Origin of the sequence: Pseudomonas sp. Q1 (assembly GCF_009935975.1) — a bacterium.
Classification (GTDB): Bacteria; Pseudomonadota; Gammaproteobacteria; order Pseudomonadales; family Pseudomonadaceae; genus Aquipseudomonas; species Aquipseudomonas palleroniana.
On sequence record NZ_QODI01000014.1, the window covers coordinates 58,143 to 74,868 of the forward strand.

The following is a 16,726-nucleotide window of genomic DNA, read 5'->3' on the forward strand; positions in this document are numbered from 1 at the left end:
TCAATGACTGGCTCGAGAGAAGACGCAGGGCAGCAAGCTCAGGTTGAGCGCCCTTCGCTGCGATTTTGTTGTTTTTTAACGCCTTTTCCGGTCTTTCGTTCGTATTGATGGTGAATGAACCAGGCGACCAGAAGCACGCCAGCCAAGGAAAATATGAAAAGCAACAGCTCTATTGCGGCACCTTCATGTGAAAACATGTTTCGTTCCTCGTCCTGAAGTCGCACGACCTGAAATTGACCGCGCCCTAAGTTGTTCGTAATATTTCGAACATTTTCAGAGTAGTCGGCAAAAGCGGATGTGGCAACCCTGAATTGCGTCGCAACCATTGATCTAGACGGGTTGACGATTGAATCCGGGGATAAGGAGCGGTGGCATGGGTGTGCATATGCGTCCGGCGTCAAACCTTGCTTGCAACTTATTCGGCAGAGGCCGGGACGCGTCCAGCCGATATCTCAGGACTCAGGTTCAAACGAGTATTCAAATGACACTTGTGCCGGCTCCCCATGGCCTGCGACGTAGCTGCCATTACCGCCAAGCGCTACCAAGCCGCCGGTGCCCGCCCCCTTCACCACGCTCCAAGTGCTGCGCGCCTGGCCCTGCGAAAACGATCCAAAATGCCGAACGACAAATGTCCCACTCTTACCTGCAACCACCGCACAGATTCGCTCAAACCCCACAAAACTAGCGGTACCATCATCGCTATAAGACATGAGGTAATCGACGCTGCTGGTTCCCTCGATGGCGCCGGCATAGGACTGCGTGACTTTGGCGTGAGAAAGTTTCGGAGAACCCTCAAGTTCCTGGGACGGCTTTTCGTCCCAGCTAGTGATCTGAAACGTGCAGTTGACAGTGTTTTTCATGGGTATTTGGCTCTGCTTACGGGTTGTTAGTGAGAGTGATGTAGCGGTCTATGCGGAGCGAATAAAAGTCCATCGGCCGAACAAGCAATGAACTCGATCAAAGACCGTACGAGACCTGAAAAATTATCGCTGCACCGCGATGCATTTGATCTCCACGAGAAGCCCCGGTCGAGCCAGCTCACTGATGCCTACGCATGTCCATGCACAAGTCCCTCTAGGAAAGACTTGATCCTTGACCCGTCTAAAGACAGGCATATGGCGTTCCATATCGACGTGATAAGTCGTCATATCGACGACATCCTCAAATTCGCAACCGCCCGCAGCCAAGACGAGCCTTAGATTCTCCCATGCCGCCAGGAACTGCTGCTCAGGATCCTCGATAACGGATAACTCCGGCGTCCGGCCCACCTGCCCAGCGCAGTAGAGCGTTTTTCCTACCTTTACCGCTGGCGCATAACCAGCTTGCTCGCAGAGCAGTTTCATGTCGCCTGGAACGATGATCTGACGATCAGTCATGGTGGTGGAGCCCAAGATATTAACGAATACGAAACCTAACCCGAGTGGCGAAGCGTCGTCCAATCGGGTCACCCTATTATCGACAAGTGTGCTAGACGCACACTTACTGCTCACGGCAATCCCGGCGACGTGGGTGATCGCATCCTTTGAAATCACCCTTAATGCAATACATCAGCCCTCTTCAAGCTTGCGCCTGAGCCGCTTCATATCGCTATTGATGATCAGCTTATGGACCGGACCTACCGGGAGCATATAAATGCGTCCAAACAGGTTATGCGTTACGACTGAAGAAGTAATCGTGAGAACGCGGTCAACTATGGAGAGGCAGATCATGACATCCAGGTGCCGGTCACGCTCAGTCAAAACCAGCATGTCTGGCGCACTATGCTCTACCAGGAAGAAATCCAGGTAATCCCCCTCAAGCACCGCCTCTCGACTTCGCCCTGAAAATCCGCCTATGCGCCTCACACCAAACAGCGAGGAGATCCTGTCGCGAATTCGAAAGGCCAGTTGCATTAGAGCCCCATGCCCCGCCGTAACGATGTTCCAGACCTCGAGGGCCGTGACTTCGCGAGGTAGTGGGGTCGACCTGACGTCGTAGTAATCAAGATCGGGTGGTGGGCGTAGCGTATGCACTGCGGATATAGCTACCAAGCGTTTCTCCCTGAATTGCCTCGACCGGCCACTCCGATTAGATGGGGTCGACCATCTGCTTTCATGCTGGTGATACGACCGCTATCAAAATCTGCATGTCGCTCCATCCCAGGTTTGGCGAAATAGCAGCATTGCCACGCACAGTGACTGCGATCCAATCAAAAATCAGCGTTGATCTATTTCAATCTTTTGCGTTGGGTCAGGGCTGTATCTTTGGCGCTTAAGTTGCGGGTCGCCCTTTGCCATGCAGAAGAAAAAAATCTCCGCCTCGCCGCAACCACCGTGCAATGCGCATTCACTCGCTTGCATATGATCCAGAAGAATCTCACGACCTTGCGACTCGCAGAACACGTTCGCCTCTTTAAGCGCCTGACCTTTTGCAGACGCCGGACCGCCCAACGCCACTCGGGTTGTAATCGTATAGGTATCAGGACCGACCTTTATCGGTCCGCTATCCGCACAACCGACGAGCATGATTGCCGCGATCAAAGGCAGCCAGACTTTCATTGTTATCCTCCCCAGGAAAACATCGACTGTAGCGCGTACCTGACCAGCCATCCAGCGTGGATGGAATGCCAGTCACAGGGGAACGGGTTTAGTCTTCCTAGTCTTGATTACACTGAACGGTTTATATTTTTCGCAAAGCCCATGGACACCCGGCAGCTTTCAGCCCGCGACAAGGATCAAGGAATGAGTTTGGCGAAAAAAAACGCACCACGACCTACTGGCACATCCGTGGCTCTAATGGGTATTGCGCTGGGCCTCGCCGTTGCAGTCTACATAAGCCCTAAAAACGAGTACTTCCTGGATAATTTCGCGGGTTACTGGTTACCACAGGCGGCAGTTCTTTGCATCACGCTGCTATGCAAAGCGTCACGGGGGACGCTGGGCGGTATAGCTATCACCATGGCGCTGTACTTGTACCTTTTCGACATCTGGGCTAAGGAGGCCATGGCTTGGCTATTTTACCTCTTCAGCTTTCCGGGCATCCTCATCGGAGCATTGCTCGCCATAGCGACACCGTCGAGAAAAGCATATGAGGCGCCAATCGCTTTTGCTTGGGTGGCGCTAGGCACAGCGCTTGGTCTGGTAGCCATTTGGCTTTGGGTTCGCTGAGATTTCGAAATACCAGACACAGAAAGCCCAGCGTGGGGATGCCCTACGATCAGACGACGCTATCCAGTAGCGCGCCCCATAAGAATTGTTCCACTACGCATACCAGCGAGAGAGCTGGCAATCCCGCATCAGGTTAATGGTATTGCTCATCATGACGGCAACCTCGCGATCAGATCAGCCAGTAGCTGGGCGTTGGAGTTACCACCACCCTTCTCTATCAGTTTGAGTTCAGCACGGCGCTTCTCGACTTCTAGTAGCTTCAGCTCAGCATCGAGTTCAGCACCAGGCGTAGTGAACATGCCGACGTGACGACCGATGTTTACCAGCGCCCCCTTCTTGTCGTGCAGCTTAACTTCAGTCCGTCACGACCTTGAGAGACCTCAGCAATGGCTGCCGTTGAGTCGTCCACCTCGGTAGAGTCGATCAACGCTAGGCCGTGATACGGCACCATTTCCTCAGGTCCGTCACCTTCACCGTCTACCATACGGACTTGCCTCTCACCCCACCTGACGACCTTGCGGATGTCGCTGAAGCCTATCTTCGCCAGCTCGCGAAGCACCATATCTTGGATTGATCTCGGTGCGCGCCGACCTTGACTGCATACGTTTTTCGAGCGCTGCCTTGATGCCAAGTTTTGACAAGTTCTAGTCTGTATGCTTTCTGCCGCGCCTTCTTCGTGCTGTAGCCCGCACGGATAGCAGATTGGGTGGCACTTAGATCTAGCAGGTACTCATCGACAAGCGCTGCTGTTTTGCTGTCAGCGCCATAGGAATTCCTTGGTGTCTCGCTCGGGCAGAGCTTGAAATGATGGCGAAATGCCGGTATCAGTACGCACCGCAGGAAGCGATGCCGGACGAAACACTAGGAATGAAGATGAAAAAGCCCCAATCTGACTTTGAATACATGCATAGCCTTCTCAACGACTTCTTTAAAAAGCCTGATATTCGGTCAGCCCTGAGAGTCATCCAGGAGCAAGAGATAACCGGATGGGAAATTTGGTTTCAAGTCGAATTCGCTCGCTTCCTGTCAGAGCATATTTCCGAACCTGTGTGGGAGCGCGAGTACGCAGTTGAGTTTGACTATCGCAGAGAAAAAATGAGGTACTTTTTCAAACCGGACTTCATCATCAGAAAAAAACACTGGCCAAGGGATCGCTACGCTGCGCTTGAGATAAAGCAACACTTTCAGCTAGGGAACTGCCTTACGAATATGGTCGCTGACCTCGCCAAAGTCGCCAAGATACGAAAGTCGGAGCTAGATCTACGATCAATTTGGGCTTTGGGCATCTTCACATACGACCCAGAAGTTGATGTGAGGGCTATGGTTGAGGACAAGCTCAATGGAGTTGGGCAGCCATATCACGAAACAAGGACGGTTACGGCTCGTATCCCGCGCACCCCGTTTAGCTATGTACTTTTCTGAGAAAAGCTCGATAAAGCCCAAATGCCCCAGATGTCTACACCCACTAGATGGGCATGGTCTTCGTCGTTAATACTACTGGTATCAGCAAGGATCTATGCCTTAAGCAGGTCCTATCTTCCTTAGCCGGCATGAGACGAATACCAAAGTTTAACTGATGTTCAAGTGAGCTTTGGGGCTAAATTTCTACGCAACTCAGCCGAACAGCACAAATTTAATCGCTAAAAAATCAGTAGAAAAAATAATGTCAATATGACATCATGCCTTTACTACCATATGGAGCGTGTAACGATGTCGAACGAGAACAGTATTACTCCACCCGTAAAAGATGATGAAGATCATCCAAAAAAATGCAATTGCATAAGCAACAGCTCTATTTATAAGTGGTTTTCTCAAGAAAACAAATTAGCTGACACGAAGACTATTTTTGACAGCTTGCGAAATATGGGTATCTGTGTTGCGATGCTGCTTGGACTTCCAAGTCTTTATAGCGCAACGGGCAGTCTATGTTTTTTCAAACTGGCATTGGGCATTATAGTAATAGTGGCTTCAGTTTTTTTTGCCACGGCCAACGTTGTCTGGACTATGGAAAGCCTCAAAGAAAAGTCAAAACCATGGGTCAATCTATCTGTGATCATTGTCGGTGGAATTGTGATCATTGCGTTCGCAGTGAACGCAGCCCGCTCACTACCTTGTCTTTAGAGCGCTCTATCACCACCCAATATAATTAGGCGTAGATCTATATTAGTACACCCCACTCATCTCGCCTCTTTGAGATCTGAAAATGTGCACGCCCGCACAGCAGAACTACAGGCACTCACTGCGACAGACCGGCAGCATTGGCGATGGCGCTATCACGATCGGTCAGGGCCTTGTTGATGCCCTGGCTCATCGGCAGCGCATGATGCAGGCGGGTGACGTTGCCCATCTGCAAAACCTCACGCCACGATTTGGCGCATTCGAAAACGTGGCGCGGGTTACTGTTTGCGGCGATCAATGTAGTCCGGCGCCTTGTCACAGCGCACACAACTCTCACAATTCAGCGTCCGGCACAGCCATACCTTAACCTCTGCCAGTAAGTGAACCGTGGGGCGCTATGAATGTTCGGAGGCGTGTTCTTCGAGCTGGATGGGGTCGTGTATCTTGATTTCGGCCTCCGACTTGAGGATGGAAACGAGAACATCGAGGGCGCTGCCGAGATCCTCGGCAGCGAGTTTGAAGCGGCGCGCCAGCAAGTGCTGAGACAGCGCAAAGCGGCCTGACATGCCCAAATCTAGTGCTTTAGTCGCTAGATTTGGATGGGCCAATTCATCAGCTTGTTCTGTCGAATGAGGTGCTGGTCTTGAATGGAGGATAAATTGACATGCTTACTTTTACTTCGTAACCACCAATCCTCTCGCCGACCTCGTTCAGTTCATCATATGTATAAACATCTGCATCATGACCTCTGCGCTGCTCTGAACTAGTACCCGTCTGCTTAAGCGAATGGCCAGCTGGCAAACCAACCAGCGCCGCTTGCCTCTCACTCATTTATTGCTCCTTGATCCGGCTCCATGCCAGTCACCCGTAATACCCCATATCAACGAATCACGCCAGCCGGCGAGGATGAGCTATGCCCGATATCACCTACGGCTCTGTGCGCAGCGGCATCAAAGCCGCAACACAAGCCTGGCACCCGCTCGGCATAAAGGCCGCCTGGTTCGCTGAGATTGAGTTGTTCCCCTCCCCGGTCCATGCCCATCATTACCACGATGTACCGAACTACGGCGAGATGACCATCCTGGCGGTCCCTGTAGGATCGGACGATGTCAAAGGCGTTACAACAATCGTGACGGTAAAGAACCTGCGAATGCACATCAAGCCTGTGCCTATGATGCTAATCGCCCAAGAGCACGGCTTCAGGCTTGCCAAATTTTCATGCGAAGCATAACCGGGTTCATTTATGTGCCAAGGATAGATTCATAGTTTACAATAGAATTAGAATGCAAAAAGATGGTAGTCAAACTCACCTAGAGCCCCGTCGCTTATGAGCCCTCAAAGTAATCAGCTATGATTTTTGACGGAAATGCATGATGCTTAAGATAGCTAAAATTATATTTTTTTACTAACTTCCTAAACTTACCACCTCGAACAAAACACTGACTTGAGAATAAAATTCTTTCATGCGGGGTCAGCGTATCTCTTACCACCTCCATATAGACGACTTTCAAATCCTCTGAAATACCTGCATCATGAACCATCTGAACAACTCTTCTTGTCCTTAAGAAAAAACCATTGGTGATATCTCCTTTTGCTTCAGAACTGATATGAGACTTAACTGCCTTCATCTGTTCACGCCAATTCAGCAGGTCAAATTCCTTTCGCTTCGATTTAAGATTATTCACAGTGACTGATATTTTTTCGACTCCCCCTGCCTTAATTTCAGACTTCACTCGCAAATGAAGGTCGCAATATTGCTCAACGCGATCTAGCAATTGAAAAAAAGTATTCTCAAACTTTTCCACCTCTAAAATTCTTTGTTGTGAAGCCATGAATTTCGTTGTTTTTCTAGCCTCGATTGTTTGTATTAAAGTCGTTCTGAGAAGTACCAGTAGCGCCAAAAAGCTCAGCACTGGATTTATTAACCCACCAACAAAATCACCAATCTGCCCTATGTTATTTTCGATATTAAGCTTTCTCCCATACAACACTACAAAAGAAAGCAAAACAACGGCCGCGACCACAAGCGCTATCCAAACCATTAATGCGTTACTGATTGGGGGAATATCATTATCATCCACTGACGGGCTGCGCTCGAGTGCAAGTCGATACACGCTCAACACAGTGATACACAAAATAAACATCATTAATCCTATTGCGATGTACTCCCTCACTTCAGCTCCTTTAACTCTAGTAGTTTTCAAATATCTGACTTAACCATTTTTACCTGAAAGCCATACTTTTGCCACTACTCTCTTCCTCTGTATGTGGTGCATGGCACCTGACTGAAGATAATCCATGGACAAGAACACGAAGATCCTGATTCCGGAGATCTCCGGCGAATGGACGGAGCGGCTGCGCTCAGGGAAAACCAACATCTGGAACGCTTGTAGCCACGACCGACCACACAGCAACGGGCTACCAGAAGTTCGGCTTGCCCCATCAGAAGTCGGGCTGTACGCCGAGCGCATTGATGGGGCTTGGTACTCGGTATCTGGCTGTGCCAAGTGCGACGGAACTGGTGAGAAGTACAGCTACTCAGTGTGCGACAAGCACAATGTTTGCCGTCTTTGCAGCACTCACCGCTCGAAGCTCACGGAAACACCGTGGGGCCATCCTGACGGCTTCACCTGCAAACCTTGCTAGGACGCAGAAGACGCCATTGCGAAAGGCGCGGCGCTGGCCAAGGTGGCCGAGAGTGAATACGACGAGTGGGATTATCACGCGCAGGACGAATGCAAATGTCCGCACTGCGCCACGGTCATTCACATCGAGTCGGAGGGCTACGTGGGGCACACCGACAAACGTATCACCGAGACCGTTTACAGGCGTGTTGGGGAGATCGTTAAGCCGACCCGCTGACATCGAGTTGCGGAAATTGCTTGAAATGATGCGGAAACGATCCGAACTTACGCCGCCAGCCTTACCAAACCCCAGAAACACAAAAGCCCCGCTTTCGCGAGGCTTTCGTCTGAATGTTGGCGGGAAACCAGGGATTCGAACCCTGGGAACGCTATTAACGTTCGCCGGTTTTCAAGACCGGTGCATTCAACCACTCTGCCAATTTCCCTTTTGCGTCACAGGAACAATAGTAGCCCTTCCTGCGTCAGCGGGCGCCATAATACCCGAATGAAACACACTGTCAAACTCTCGCCATAGCTTGTTACAGAGCGTCTGTTATGATCTTTGCGACTGAACGTTTCAAAACTGAAGGAGTGTCGCCATGCGCGAACAGAATTACGCAGTGAATGGCAACGCGCAGGCTGAGCAGCTTGAAGTCAGCCGCGTGTTGCGCAACACCTATGGCTTGCTCGCCCTGACCCTCGCATTCAGCGGCGTGATGGCGTATGTGGCGCAGCAGATGCGGGTGGGTTACCCCAATATCTTTGTCGTGCTGATCGGCTTCTATGGCCTGTTCTTCCTGACCAACAAGCTGCGTGACTCGGCCTGGGGCCTGGTGTCTGCGTTTGCCTTGACCGGTTTCATGGGCTTTATCCTCGGCCCGATCCTGAACCGTTACCTGGGCATGGCCGGCGGCGCTGAAGTGGTCAGCTCGGCGTTTGCCATGACGGCCCTGGTATTTGGTGGTCTGTCGGCTTACGTGTTGATCAGCCGCAAGGACATGAGTTTCCTGGGTGGTTTTATTACCGCAGGTTTCTTCGTGCTGCTGGCGGCCGTGGTAGCGGGCATGTTCTTCCAGATCAGTGGCTTGCAACTGGCGATCAGCGCAGGTTTTGTGCTGTTCTCCTCCGTGTGCATCCTGTTCCAGACCAGCGCCATCATCCACGGCGGTGAGCGTAACTACATCATGGCGACCATCAGCCTGTATGTGTCGATCTACAACCTGTTCATCAGCCTGTTGCAGATTTTCGGCATCATGGGTCGCGATGACTGATTGTTAGCACCCAAAAAAATGCCCCGTATCGCAAGATACGGGGCATTTTTGTTTCAGGCTCAATACTGGTTGGGTTCCATCTCCAACTCGACCTTGAAGCGTTCAGCAATATCCTGCTGGATACGCAGTGCCAGGTTCGCAATGTCCTGTCCGGTGGCCGTGCCATAGTTGACCAGCACCAGCGCCTGCATCTTGTGCACGCCCGCATCGCCCTCCCGGAAGCCCTTCCAGCCGGCTTTGTCGATCAGCCAGCCGGCGGCGAGCTTCATCTGCCCATCGGCCTGGGGGTATGCCACGAGGTCCGGGTAGCGCGCCTGTAGCTCTGCGGCCAATGCCTGGGACACCAGCGGGTTCTTGAAGAAGCTGCCAGCGTTGCCAAGCACCGCTGGGTCGGGCAGTTTCTCGCGGCGAATGCTGCAGATCGCGCGACTGACGTCACTGGGCGTTGCCTCGATGATCCCCTGCGCGGCCAGGCGCTGTTGCACTGGGCCGTAGTCGAGTTTCAGGTGCTGGGTTCGGCTGAGGGCAAAGCGCACCCGCAAGATCAGCCAGCGCCCGGTCTCGTGCTTGAACAGGCTGTCGCGGTAGGCGAAGTTGCATTCGTCCAGACTGAACTCCCGTAGCTCGCCGGTATGACGATCCAGGGCTGTCAGGCCGGCAAACACGTCCTTGATCTCCACGCCGTAGGCGCCGATGTTCTGCATCGGGGCCGCACCGACGGTGCCGGGGATCAGGCTGAGATTTTCCAGGCCGCAAAAACCCTGCTCCAGGGTCCACAGCACAAAGGGGTGCCAGGCCTCCCCGGCCTCGGCTTCCACCACCACGTGCACACCGTCATCGTGCAACACCCGGATACCCTGGGTCGCCATACGCAAGACCAAGGCAGGAATGTCGCGGGTCAACAGCAAGTTGCTGCCGCCACCGATCACCAGCAACGGCACCGCGTGCGCGCCAGCATAGGCCAGTGCATCACGCACATCCGCATCGCTGCGGGCTTCGGCAAACAGTTGCGCACGCACATCAATGCCGAAGCTGTTGAATGGCTTGAGCGATACCTGCGCAAGCACTTGCAAGGTCATAACCGCCCCTTTAATTCAATGACCAATAAATCGCAGGCTCGCTCGATCAGGTCCAGGACCCGTTCAAACCCTTGTTCGCCTTCATAGTAAGGATCCGGCACTTCATCGACCTCGGCGCCATACCGGCGCAGGAACAAATCCACTTGCGCCCTGCCCTGGCCCGGTTGCAACAGGTTGAGGTTGCGCAGGTTGCTGTGGTCCATGGCCAGGATCAAGTCATAACGCTCGAAGTCGGCGCGTGAAACCTGCTGGGCACGCTGGGCCGACAAGTCATAACCCCGTGCCAACGCCGCGCGCTGGCTACGCTGGTCAGGGGGATTGCCCACATGCCAGTGGCCAGTACCGGCCGATGCCACCTCAACCTGCCCTGCCAGCCCCGCTTCGCGTAATTTGTGGCGCAGTACGCCTTCGGCAGTCGGCGAGCGGCAGATATTGCCCAGGCAGACAAACAGAACTTCCATCACGCCCCCAGCAGGCGACGGACGCGCTCAAGATCTTCAGGGGTATCGACACCGGCAGGCGGTGCTTCCAGGGCGTCGCCCACATGGATGCGCACGCCATGCCAAAGAGCACGCAGTTGCTCCAGGGATTCGGTGTTTTCCAGCCAGCACGGGCCCCAACTGACGAAGTCATGCAGGAAACCGGCACGGTAGGCGTAAATGCCAATGTGGCGACGGTACGGCACGCCCTGCGGCAATACATCCGGCTGCCGGGCGAAGGCGTCGCGTGCCCAGGGCAAGGTCGAACGGCTGAAGGTCAGTGCCAGGCCATTGATATCGCTGACCACCTTGACCACGTTCGAATTGAACAGAGTGTCGATGTCTTCAATGGGTTCGGCAAGGGTGGCCATGCGGGCTTCGCCATGGGCTGCCAGGTTGGCCGCCACCTGGTCGATCACACTGGGCGGAATCAACGGCTCATCACCTTGCACGTTGACCACGATGGCGTCGGGCGCAAGGCCAAGCTGCGTGGCCACTTCGGCCAGGCGGTCGGTACCGGAGTTATGGTCTTCGCGGGTCAACACCGCTTCGGCGCCAAAGCCTTGGCAGGCCGCGATGATACGCGGGTCGTCGGTCGCCACCACCACGCGTTCGGCGCTGCTTTTACTGGCCTGTTCCCACACCAACTGGATCATCGGTTTGTTGCCGATCATTTGCAGCGGCTTGCCCGGCAGGCGGGTCGATGCATAACGCGAAGGAATGACAACGGTAAAGGCAGTGGTCATTTATCCAGGCGCTCATCGGTCGTCAGGGTGCGGGCTTCGCTTTCCAGCATGACCGGGATGCCATCGCGGATCGGGTAAGCCAGGCCAGCACCTTTGCTGATCAGCTCGGTTTTGTCGGCGCTGAGCTTGAGCGGGCCTTTGCAGATCGGGCAAGCGAGGATGTCGAGCAATTTGGTGTCCATGAAGGTTTCCTGGAAAAAAGCGTTTTAAGGCAAGAGACGGTCGGGCAGCAGGCGCATCAGTTGCGTGTCGAACCAGGCGACAAACGCCGGCGACGGCGCCGCATCCACCGCAAGGTACCACCAGTCAGGCTGGGCAAAGGCGCGGCACTTCACCGCGTCCTTCTCGGTCATGACCAGCGGCAATGACGGTGTAAAATTCAAGACCTCGGCGCTATAGGGCGCATGGTCGGCAAATGCATGGGGTATCGGCTGCCAGTGTAGCGTTTCAAGGGTATTGAAGAAACGTTGCGGATTGCCGATGCCAGCGACCGCGTGCACCGCCTGGCCCGGCGGAAAATAATCGATCGGCTGGCGCTCACCGGTATTCAGGTTGATCAACGCGGTGGGCATCAGGCGGAAGGCAAAGCCGTCGTCACGATCCGTCACGGCGCCGTTGTAAAGCAACGCATCCACACCCTGCAGACGCTCCACGGGCTCGCGTAACGGCCCGGCAGGCAGGCAACGGCGGTTGCCAAGCCCCCGCGCAGCATCGATCAAAACCAGCTCCAGGTCGCGGGCCAGACGGTAATGTTGCATTCCATCGTCTGAAAGGATCAGGTCCAGGGTTTCGCTGGCCAGTAACGCCTTCACGGCGCGACTGCGATCAGGGTCGATCATCAACGGGACGCCGCACCGCTGCACGATCAGCAACGGTTCGTCGCCCGCCACCTCGGCGCTGTGGCCGGCGTCGACCCGCCAAGGCAATTGCGGCGGCTTGGCACCGTATCCACGACTGACGACCCCCACGCGCAAACCACTGCGCCGACAGTGCTCGATCAGCCACAGGATCAACGGCGTCTTGCCCGTGCCACCCACGGTGATATTACCGACCACCACCACCGGCACCGGCGATTGGTAGATGTCGCCCTCACCCGCCAGGAACCGTGCACGCTTGCGCTGCACCACCCGGCGATACAAGGACTCCAGCGGCCGCAACAGCGCGAGAGCCGGATGGCCCTCGTACCACGCCTTGAGCAATCGATCGGAAAGAGGCATCAGGGTGCGCTCGCCGCCTCGACGGTGGACATGCGCAAATGGCTGAAGCCCAATTTGCCGGCAGCATCCATCGCTGTGATCACCGCTTGATGCTGGGTCTTGCCATCGGCACTGATCGACAGCGGCATCGTGGTGTCACCACCGGACTCCTTCTGCAAGGCTTCCATCAGGCTGTTGAGGTCGTTCTTTTCCAGCAACTGGTTATTCACCGAAAACACCCCATCGGCGCTGATGGCGATATCCAGTTGCTTGACCTGCTGATCTTCGGCCGGCGAGCCGCTGACCGCTTCCGGCAGATCGACCCGCAGCTCGGTCTGCCGGGTGAAAGTGGTGGTGACGACAAAAAACAGCAGCAGGATAAACACCACGTCGATCAGCGACGCGAGGTTGATATCGACATTTTCCCGTTGCTTGCGGCGAAATTTCACGCTTTGCCCTCAACCAGGTCCACATCGCGGTCGCCCTGCACCACTTCCACCAGCTTGATGGCTTCCTGCTCCATGCCGACCACCAGTTCATCGATGCGCCGTTGCAGGAAGCGGTGGAAAAACACCGATGGAATACCGACCATCAGGCCCGCTGCCGTGGTGATCAACGCCTTGGAAATACCACCGGCCAACACCGCGGCGTTGGTGGTCATGCCCGAGCCCATGAACGAGCTGAAGATGTCGATCATACCCAGCACCGTCCCCAGCAAGCCGAGCAACGGCGCCATCGCGGCAATGGTACCGAGGGCGTTGATGTAGCGTTCCAACTCATGAATGACCCGGGCAGCGGCTTCTTCGATGCACTCTTTCATGATCTCGCGACCATGCTTGGAGTTGGCAAGGCCGGCGGCGAGGATTTCCCCCAGGGGCGAGTTGGCGCGCAGCTCCTTGAGTTTTTCCTTGTCGAGTTGCTTGTTCTTGATCCAGCCCCAGACCTGCCCCAGCAAGTGCTCGGGGGTGACGCGGCTGGCGCGCAAGGTCCACAGGCGTTCAGCAACGATGCCGAGTGCGGCGATGGAGCTCAGAATGATCGGCAACATCATCCAGCCACCGGATTTGACCAATTCCCACACAGTGAATGTCCCCTCGAAAAAGTGCGCCACTTTACCATATAGGTTCAGCGTCGGGGTTCGTCGCCCCACGCCCCGTCCGTCGCAGGTGCCGGTCGTTGATAACACTGGGCTAAGGTAACGGTTCGCGCCAGAAACGGCGTTGACTACGCGCAACGACCGGCGGCTTGAAGGCGCCCAATTGCACACGCACCGCGCCCTGTTCGGCGCTGTCGTAGACCCGACTGCCCATGGCCCGATAACGTTCCATTACCGACGCGTGAGGGTGGCCGAATGCATTGCCCCACCCTCTGGAGATCAACACCGACTTGGGTGCCAACCGTTGCACGAAGGGCCAGGAGGAAGAACTGCGGCTGCCATGATGGGGGGCTTGCAGCCAGTCGGTTGGCGTCGCCAGCGGCGTGTCGAGAAAAGCCCGTTCTGCCGCACGGTCGATATCGCCGGTGAGCAGCAGGCGCTCACCATTGGCCTGTACCTGTAACACACATGACCTGGGGTTACCGTCGAGCGCACCCGGCCATTGCCATAACGCGAACGACACACCGTCCCACACCCATGTCTCGCCACTGATACAGGGCTGAGCCGCGAGAACAGCCGGCAGCCCTTCGGTCTCGCCACCCACTACCCGGCCGACGGGCAGCCCCTCGGCCACCGCGACCGCACCGCCGGCATGGTCGGCGTCGGCATGGCTGAGCAACATCATGTCCAACCGCTCGACCCCGAGTTTCTTCAACGATGGCAAGACCACTCGCGCCCCTGAATCAATCATCCCGGATCGAGGGCCGGCATCGTAGAGCAAGCTGTGATGACGGGTGCGCAGAATCAATGCCTGGCCCTGGCCGACGTCCAGTTGCACCACGTCAACCTGCCCATGGGGCACCGGGCCCCTGGGAGGAAACACTGCCAACAGAAGCATCGGCCAACCCAGCAACCGGAACGGCACGCCCTTGGGCAGCAGCAATGCCACGGTACCCACAAGGCTCACCAGCCAATATCCCAACGGTACTTCGGCCGGTATCCAGGCGGGCACGCGCGCAGCCAACAGCGTCAAACCCTGGAACAGCCCATCCAGTGCCCCACCGGCCAGCCACAGCAGGTTCTCCCCGACAAATGGCACCCCTAGCAGCGCAGTGCCCAGCAGCGCCAGGGGCAGCACCACCAGGCTGACCCACGGCACGGCAAACAGGTTGGCGACCGGCGCGCTGAGGCTGATGGGCAGGCCGAGCACCAGCAACACCGGAAACAACCCGAGGGCGATCAGCCATTGGGGCCGGGTCCATGCCTGCCAGACGCTCCAGGGGCCCAGACGTGCACCGAAGGCCAGCACCAGCACCGCAACTGCGGCAAACGACAACCAGAACCCCGGCTGCAGGCTGGCCAAGGGCTCGAATACCAGCACCGCATTGAATGCCAGCAACAACGGCCACCAGCCGCCCAAATGCCGGAACCGCAGGCGCCACAGCAACACCAGGGCAACCATCATGCAGGCCCGCTGCACCGGCACACCCAACCCGGCGAGCAGGCCATAACCCAGCGCGGCGGCAAACGCCAAACCGCATGCCCATGGCAGCCACGGCAGCGCATGGGGCCAGCCACCATAGCGCGCCAACCCGGCCACCAGGCCGTAAATCAACCCTGCCAGCAAACCGATATGCTGGCCGGAAATCACCAGCAGGTGCACGGTCCCGGTGTCCTGCAGCACCCGCCAATCCTGCGCATCCAAGCCGGAACCGTCCCCCAGCACCAACGCCGTCACGGCGCCTTGGCGATTTTGCATGTCCACGCTCATCAGCCGCTGGCGCAGGCTATCGCGCCACGCATCGCGAGCCGGCGCCAGGCGCTGCCCGTCCTTGACAGACGCAATGGCGCCAATGCGCTGGGCCAGCAGCCACGCCTCATAGTCAAAACCGTGAAAGTTGAGCAGGCCGGACGGTCGTTTGAGCGTCACTGCCAGGCGCCAGCGTTCGCCACTGCGTACCGCCGGTCCACCGTGCCAGGACACCCGGATACGCTTGGGCAAACGCGCATGGCGCGACCGACTGTCGCTGAGTTCGAAGCGCACGCCGCTGCTCGTCTGCTGCGGCAGCCCGGTGACACGGCCCTCGACCCAGCGGGTCTGCCCGTCCAGCGCGGGTAGCAATCGATCATTCAGCGCCCACTGCGCGCTGATGCAAGCCCAGCTCAGGCCCAGCAGAAAGAACGCCAGTGGATAGCTGCGCCACGGCAATAACATCAAGGCCAGCACCAGCATCGCCAACACCCCGCCGACCGGCGGCAGTGCCGGCAACCAGCGCAACGTCAGCAAACCGAGTGCGAGCGCGAACATCCCTGTTCTCATGGATCATCCTTTTCCAGTGATCCACTCAGTCTTAGCTGGGCGTCCGGCACGGCCTATGATGTTTTGTCACAAAGTCTGAATTTTCTGTTTATAGAATGCGCGCATACTTGCCCCTCGAATTGACCGGGACCCCTTATGCCACGGCGCTTATTCAAACGGTACATGCCCGATCCTAGTAGTATCAGGGAACACAAGTCCTTACGATTTCTCGGCACGTTGCTGCATGACCCCAACCTCTGGCACCTGAACCGACACTCCGTCGCACGTGCCATGGCGGTTGGCCTGTTTGCCGCGTTTATTCCGATTCCCTTTCAGATGCTGCTGGCGGCCGCCCTGTCCATCAGCGTGCGCGCGAATATGCCGATCGCTGTCAGCCTGGTGTGGCTGACCAACCCGATCACCATGCCGTTTGTGTTTGTCGGTACTTACCTGACAGGCGCCTGGCTGATGAACGTGCCGCCACGCAGCCTGCCCGATAACCTGACCTGGGAATGGATCAGCGGCCAGCTCAGCACGCTGTGGCAGCCGTTTCTGTTGGGTTCAGTCGTGTGCGGGCTGTTGTTGGGAGCTCTGGCCTATTGCCTGACGATGCTGTACTGGCGCTGGTGGGTTGGCCACCAGTGGAAAAAGCGCAAACAGCGACGCACCTGA

The 16,726-nt window shown here is 56.2% G+C and carries 24 protein-coding genes, 1 tRNA gene and 1 pseudogene; 9 read left to right on the top strand and 17 right to left on the bottom strand.

Annotation, left to right across the window (positions count from 1 at the left end):
* Positions 1-38: 38 nt before the first annotated feature.
* From DK870_RS29410 to DK870_RS21505, 5 genes are all read right to left on the bottom strand, one after another.
* Positions 39-197 (bottom strand): hypothetical protein, encoded by a 159-nt coding sequence (locus DK870_RS29410; RefSeq protein ID WP_178126894.1) that lies wholly within the window; start codon positions 195-197, stop codon positions 39-41.
* Positions 198-452: 255 nt separating this feature from the next.
* Positions 453-860: a DUF3224 domain-containing protein gene (locus DK870_RS21490; RefSeq protein WP_161549629.1), complete on the bottom strand. Its 408-nt coding sequence runs from the start codon at positions 858-860 to the stop codon at positions 453-455.
* 123 nt (positions 861-983) lie between these two features.
* The gene (locus DK870_RS21495) at positions 984-1,376 is read right to left on the bottom strand and encodes a RidA family protein (RefSeq protein ID WP_161549685.1); all 393 of its coding nucleotides are present in this window, start codon (positions 1,374-1,376) and stop codon (positions 984-986) included.
* A 171-nt stretch (positions 1,377-1,547) separates the two neighbouring features.
* The gene (locus tag DK870_RS21500; protein WP_081087045.1) at positions 1,548-2,030 is read right to left on the bottom strand and encodes a DUF2867 domain-containing protein; all 483 of its coding nucleotides are present in this window, start codon (positions 2,028-2,030) and stop codon (positions 1,548-1,550) included.
* 165 nt (positions 2,031-2,195) lie between these two features.
* On the bottom strand, positions 2,196-2,537 hold the full coding sequence (locus DK870_RS21505; RefSeq protein ID WP_161549630.1) for a hypothetical protein: 342 nt from the start codon (positions 2,535-2,537) through the stop codon (positions 2,196-2,198).
* Positions 2,538-2,720: 183 nt separating this feature from the next.
* Here DK870_RS21505 and DK870_RS21510 point away from each other — a divergent pair, with 183 nt between their 5' ends.
* Positions 2,721-3,146, top strand: a complete 426-nt coding sequence (locus DK870_RS21510; protein ID WP_161549631.1) for a hypothetical protein — start codon at positions 2,721-2,723, stop codon at positions 3,144-3,146.
* 534 nt (positions 3,147-3,680) lie between these two features.
* Here DK870_RS21510 and DK870_RS30045 read toward each other — a convergent pair.
* Positions 3,681-3,986, bottom strand: coding sequence for a terminase small subunit (locus DK870_RS30045; RefSeq protein ID WP_372241689.1), 306 nt, complete (start codon positions 3,984-3,986; stop codon positions 3,681-3,683).
* Between DK870_RS30045 and DK870_RS21515 the strand changes: the two genes are divergently transcribed.
* The 3 genes from DK870_RS21515 to DK870_RS29420 all read left to right on the top strand — a co-directional run bounded on the left by DK870_RS21515 (position 3,951) and on the right by DK870_RS29420 (position 5,827).
* Positions 3,951-4,568 (top strand): hypothetical protein, encoded by a 618-nt coding sequence (locus tag DK870_RS21515; RefSeq protein ID WP_161549632.1) that lies wholly within the window; start codon positions 3,951-3,953, stop codon positions 4,566-4,568. The genes DK870_RS30045 and DK870_RS21515 overlap by 36 nt on opposite strands.
* A 288-nt stretch (positions 4,569-4,856) precedes the next feature.
* Positions 4,857-5,267, top strand: coding sequence for a hypothetical protein (locus tag DK870_RS21520; RefSeq protein ID WP_161549633.1), 411 nt, complete (start codon positions 4,857-4,859; stop codon positions 5,265-5,267).
* A gap of 398 nt (positions 5,268-5,665) precedes the next feature.
* A complete protein-coding gene (locus DK870_RS29420; RefSeq protein ID WP_178126892.1) occupies positions 5,666-5,827 on the top strand; it encodes a hypothetical protein in 162 nt (53 codons plus the stop codon).
* Between the two features lie 49 nt (positions 5,828-5,876).
* Here the strand turns inward: DK870_RS29420 and DK870_RS21525 are convergent, their stop codons facing one another.
* Positions 5,877-6,095: a hypothetical protein gene (locus DK870_RS21525; protein WP_218580606.1), complete on the bottom strand. Its 219-nt coding sequence runs from the start codon at positions 6,093-6,095 to the stop codon at positions 5,877-5,879.
* A gap of 82 nt (positions 6,096-6,177) precedes the next feature.
* Here DK870_RS21525 and DK870_RS30050 point away from each other — a divergent pair, with 82 nt between their 5' ends.
* Positions 6,178-6,495: a hypothetical protein gene (locus DK870_RS30050; RefSeq protein WP_178126895.1), complete on the top strand. Its 318-nt coding sequence runs from the start codon at positions 6,178-6,180 to the stop codon at positions 6,493-6,495.
* 94 nt (positions 6,496-6,589) lie between these two features.
* On the opposite strand, the gene DK870_RS21535 is transcribed toward DK870_RS30050, so the two are convergent.
* A complete protein-coding gene (locus tag DK870_RS21535) occupies positions 6,590-7,438 on the bottom strand; it encodes a hypothetical protein (protein ID WP_161549634.1) in 849 nt (282 codons plus the stop codon).
* A 124-nt stretch (positions 7,439-7,562) separates the two neighbouring features.
* On the opposite strand from DK870_RS21535, the gene DK870_RS29430 reads away from it, so the two are divergent.
* Together DK870_RS29430 and DK870_RS29750 are read left to right on the top strand one after the other, a co-directional pair.
* Complete coding sequence (locus DK870_RS29430) at positions 7,563-7,910, top strand: hypothetical protein (RefSeq protein WP_178126896.1); 348 nt, start codon at positions 7,563-7,565, stop codon at positions 7,908-7,910.
* A gap of 141 nt (positions 7,911-8,051) precedes the next feature.
* A pseudogene (locus tag DK870_RS29750) lies at positions 8,052-8,126 on the top strand (integrase); the annotation flags it as partial.
* 117 nt (positions 8,127-8,243) lie between these two features.
* On the opposite strand, the gene DK870_RS21545 reads toward DK870_RS29750, so the two are convergent.
* A tRNA-Ser gene (locus DK870_RS21545) sits at positions 8,244-8,334 on the bottom strand.
* A gap of 153 nt (positions 8,335-8,487) precedes the next feature.
* Between DK870_RS21545 and DK870_RS21550 the strand changes: the two genes are divergently transcribed.
* Positions 8,488-9,159 (top strand): Bax inhibitor-1/YccA family protein, encoded by a 672-nt coding sequence (locus tag DK870_RS21550; protein WP_060755618.1) that lies wholly within the window; start codon positions 8,488-8,490, stop codon positions 9,157-9,159.
* Between the two features lie 59 nt (positions 9,160-9,218).
* Here the strand turns inward: DK870_RS21550 and murB are convergent, their stop codons facing one another.
* From murB to DK870_RS21590, 8 genes are all read right to left on the bottom strand, one after another.
* Positions 9,219-10,238 carry a UDP-N-acetylmuramate dehydrogenase gene (gene murB / locus DK870_RS21555; RefSeq protein WP_161549635.1) on the bottom strand — a complete coding sequence of 340 codons (1,020 nt, stop codon included), beginning with the start codon at positions 10,236-10,238 and terminating at the stop codon, positions 9,219-9,221.
* Complete coding sequence (locus DK870_RS21560; protein ID WP_060755620.1) at positions 10,235-10,699, bottom strand: low molecular weight protein-tyrosine-phosphatase; 465 nt, start codon at positions 10,697-10,699, stop codon at positions 10,235-10,237. Before DK870_RS21560 ends, murB begins: the two co-directional genes overlap by 4 nt.
* Entirely contained in the window at positions 10,699-11,463 is a 765-nt protein-coding gene (gene kdsB / locus DK870_RS21565; RefSeq protein WP_161549636.1) for a 3-deoxy-manno-octulosonate cytidylyltransferase, read from the bottom strand. The genes DK870_RS21560 and kdsB overlap by 1 nt, the downstream gene beginning before the upstream one ends.
* Complete coding sequence (locus DK870_RS21570) at positions 11,460-11,645, bottom strand: Trm112 family protein (protein ID WP_003174668.1); 186 nt, start codon at positions 11,643-11,645, stop codon at positions 11,460-11,462. The genes kdsB and DK870_RS21570 overlap by 4 nt, the downstream gene beginning before the upstream one ends.
* 24 nt (positions 11,646-11,669) lie before the next feature.
* On the bottom strand, positions 11,670-12,680 hold the full coding sequence (lpxK, locus tag DK870_RS21575) for a tetraacyldisaccharide 4'-kinase (RefSeq protein ID WP_161549637.1): 1,011 nt from the start codon (positions 12,678-12,680) through the stop codon (positions 11,670-11,672).
* Positions 12,680-13,108 (bottom strand): biopolymer transporter ExbD, encoded by a 429-nt coding sequence (locus tag DK870_RS21580; protein ID WP_104994120.1) that lies wholly within the window; start codon positions 13,106-13,108, stop codon positions 12,680-12,682. The genes lpxK and DK870_RS21580 overlap by 1 nt, the downstream gene beginning before the upstream one ends.
* Positions 13,105-13,740, bottom strand: coding sequence for a MotA/TolQ/ExbB proton channel family protein (locus DK870_RS21585; RefSeq protein WP_090370297.1), 636 nt, complete (start codon positions 13,738-13,740; stop codon positions 13,105-13,107). The genes DK870_RS21580 and DK870_RS21585 overlap by 4 nt, the downstream gene beginning before the upstream one ends.
* Before the next feature lie 109 nt (positions 13,741-13,849).
* Positions 13,850-16,075: a DNA internalization-related competence protein ComEC/Rec2 gene (locus DK870_RS21590; protein WP_161549638.1), complete on the bottom strand. Its 2,226-nt coding sequence runs from the start codon at positions 16,073-16,075 to the stop codon at positions 13,850-13,852.
* 135 nt (positions 16,076-16,210) lie between these two features.
* Here DK870_RS21590 and DK870_RS21595 point away from each other — a divergent pair, with 135 nt between their 5' ends.
* Positions 16,211-16,726: a DUF2062 domain-containing protein gene (locus DK870_RS21595; RefSeq protein ID WP_090370293.1), complete on the top strand. Its 516-nt coding sequence runs from the start codon at positions 16,211-16,213 to the stop codon at positions 16,724-16,726.